The organism is Paraburkholderia nodosa DSM 21604, from assembly GCF_000519185.1.
Taxonomy (GTDB): domain Bacteria; phylum Pseudomonadota; class Gammaproteobacteria; order Burkholderiales; family Burkholderiaceae; genus Paraburkholderia; species Paraburkholderia nodosa.
In genome coordinates this window covers 1-3,103 of the sequence record NZ_JAFA01000104.1, presented here as the reverse complement: position 1 = coordinate 3,103, position 3,103 = coordinate 1, and the positions used below count along the sequence as shown (strand labels likewise).

Sequence of the window (3,103 nt, the reverse complement as noted above, 5' to 3'; positions counted from 1 at the left end):
GCATTCGCTTCAGTTAACAACCCCGAATTCCTGCGTCAGATCAAACTTCAAGCCTTATCTGACGGGGCTTCGCGGAGATGTGTGTAACGAGGTGGGTTAAACCGGGCTTGCGCCGCGCGGCTTTCACCCGGCGCGCCAAGCTCGTGCCGAACTTGTCGCACCAGCATCGGATCGTCTCGTAGCTCACGATCACCCCGCGCTCAAAGAGCAACTCCCCGATATCGAGCAAGCATAACTGAAAGCGGAAATACCAGCGTACCGCGCAGCTGATCACTGCGGCGAGGAAACGGTGGCCGTGGTAAACCGATTTCGATTTCTTCATCACACTATCCTAACTGATCACCTCGCTAATCTGACAATGTCTGGGAATATGTCGACGTTTATACTTGGGAGCCGCACTATCTACTTCGCGCATCCAGCCGTCATTTACACTGCGTTAGCAACCCATCGGATAGGCTCCACTTCCTCGCCAAGTTCGATTTTTGTAGTTTCGCAGAGCGGCCGCTGAGGCGCCGGAGTGGACAGGACCGACTCCGCATATCTCGAAGCCCGCTATTCGGATTTCGCGACGGCCCCATGGAAGCGTGACGATGTTTTCCCAGCATTTGCTAAATGGTCAATGAGCCCGAAGAACGGCTCGACCGCATAGCCGGCAATGAATGCGATTGCGAGAGGCGAAGCTGAGACGGGGCTGTCCATGAGCTTGTCGAATAGTCCGATCACGGTGCCGACGATCGCTGCGACGATTACGCGTGAGTGATTAGTAGAGCGCGCACTCGATGCGTGATAGGTGCAATTTTTAATTCGCGCGCACAGGTCCCGAAGGATGAACGCGAACGTGCCAAGGACCGCGTATAACACCGGCAGTAGATACGTGAGAATTGCACTCCAAAAAAAATCACTGGTGTGTTCGGCGTTTTGTGCCATTGCTCGAATGTCCTGATACACCGCTAGTTTTTTCATGCCATCGTCTATGGCGTGCTCAGGTTCTTTTGGCTTGGGATTTTCCTTCCCGGCATCGCTCCACCAATTTTTGGGGAGCAACATCGGCAAGGTCACTTCGAGATTTTCCCTCCGCGTCGAAGCGTTAGCCATCCACGGCGATCCGTACGGGTTCTCACTGCCGTGGAGGGAAAGCCGTTCGAGCCATATTGTCTCCGCATAGAGCTGGCGGTTGTTGCGGGCGAACTCCTGGAGCTGTTCCTTAATGACGAGAGCAGAGGGTGTCAGTACCAGTTCGGCGTCAATCTCGGGATCCTCCGCAGAGACGCGTGTCAAGGTTCCACTGGCCGAGACACGCGTTAGCGCTGATGTTTGACCGGATTCGCAGCTGTCGCGTCGATTCTTTATCGAGCTAATTGAAATGCGTTGTCGTTCCAAAGCCTCATGGAGAGGAATCGCGATCTTGTCGTTCCTGTCAATCAACGCCTTCCCACCCTCCGAAAGCTTCGACTCGACGAACATGATCATTGACGCAGGCACTATAACCGCCGTCAGCAAGAGTGCCGCACAAAAATAGCGCCGGGCCGCTTTCCTTGCCGCCTCCAAGACTTCCGGATCAAGTGCCTCCGCGGTCACTGGCTTGATTGAGCTTGCTAAACCGCTTTGCGCACAATAAAGCCGCGCTTGAAGCGATGCTGTCCATTCGCCGCGAGCTTGCGCGTCGCGGGCCATCGCGATCGTCTCCGGAATGTCCGGTTGGATCTTTTTTCCGGCGCTAGCGGCATATGCAAGCATCCTTTCAGAGTCGTCAAGGAGCTCTTCGACGGAGGGCCCCAGAAAGTTAGCGGACGTAATCCACCTCCCTATAGCGGCTGTTAGTGATAGCTGCGGTCAGCAGTCTGCCACACAGCACTCTTTTCATCTTTTCCATAAATACTCCTTCTCTGGTAATGCTCAGGCCACAGGTTCCGCGTGTCGTCGTACAGCCTTCCGCATTTACGTACCATACGCAATTTCTCGTGCAATCACTGAGAAATTGCGTAAAATATACTGATGCCAATATAAATCGGTGTTTTATCCCGTACTGACAGGTCGGCTCGCGATTCTTTAGCTCGGTCGATTCGACGATCTAACGTTTCGATATTCTTTATCAGATTCCCTCTTCGGTCCTGACATGTGCCGCCCTTTCCACCAATCGAAAGCAAGACGCTCCGACCTTGGCGCCGTTCCGATGAATGCACCTGCCGCGCGACTGCACCGCTAACCAGCGCTCACTAATATCCGGCAATCTGGAGCGCGGGCTGCCACATCTGCGCCAAGCACCACTGGGTGCATGCGTGCGACTCTCTTTTCCATATCCACGGTCCTTTACCGTCGTTACGTGCTTGCGAACCTTCCACTCGCCCTCGCCGCATACTGCGGTCGGACCAGCCCCGGACATCGGCGTCCAGTACGCCTTTGTCAATCCAATGGTTACATCGCCTCTTGCGGCCCGCGATGTAATCCCGCCAGATCCTGACGCCGCACACCTCTTTGGCCCCACTTGTCTTACGTTCGTCCATGTACATCTTCCCGGTGAAAACAGCAAGGATCTATGCGGCTCGAAACGGAGTTAAGGATGGTCTGCAGAAATCGTTTTCGTAGCGATGTGATCTTCCACACATCGCAGTCCGAACGGCGACGACATTCCTTGTGCGGGGACCGCCCGCTACAGTCACCAGTCAGAGGCTGTGCCGGTGAGACATATGCCCGCACCGGCTCGATCTTAAGCGTCTCGCAAAGCTCTGCGCGGCATCCACAAATTCTTCAAGGCGAACAACGTAGTGATCTGCGCAGCGTTTTTCATCAAACTGCTAGTGTTCTGTCCCAGAAATAACTTTGCATAGCCGAGCCACTTTCTGGAGAATTGAATCGGCGGTCGCGGTCCATACGAATGGACGGCCGTGTTGGTTGTACTGCTCGATATAGCGCTCGATGCTGGTAACGAGTTGGCGCACGTTCTTGAACGACCCTCGACGGATCGCCTGCTGTGTAATCAGGCCGAACCAGCGTTCAACCTGATTCAACCAGCTTGAGTAGGTCGGCGTGAAGTGCATGTGGTAGCGCGTATGCCTGGCCAGCCATGCCCTGACCTTCGGATGCTTGTGTGTTGCATAGTTGT

General features: G+C 54.7%; 2 protein-coding genes and 1 pseudogene. All 3 read right to left on the bottom strand.

The features are described 5' to 3' along the window. Window positions 1-94: 94 nt before the first annotated feature. A pseudogene (locus A3CW_RS49890) lies at window positions 95-322 on the bottom strand (IS6 family transposase); the annotation flags it as partial. A gap of 230 nt (window positions 323-552) precedes the next feature. Beyond that, the gene (locus A3CW_RS0144050; protein ID WP_028209152.1) at window positions 553-1,737 is read right to left on the bottom strand and encodes a hypothetical protein; all 1,185 of its coding nucleotides are present in this window, start codon (window positions 1,735-1,737) and stop codon (window positions 553-555) included. 1,058 nt (window positions 1,738-2,795) lie between these two features. Further along, window positions 2,796-3,103 (bottom strand): IS630 family transposase (locus A3CW_RS0144045; protein ID WP_028209151.1); only part of this gene is annotated, 308 nt, incomplete at its 5' end.

Bases quoted from the DNA above. Each gene is read 5' to 3' on its own strand.
- A3CW_RS0144050 (WP_028209152.1), bottom strand. From the start codon at position 1,737: ATGCTTGCATATGCCGCTAGCGCCGGAAAAAAGATCCAACCGGACATT.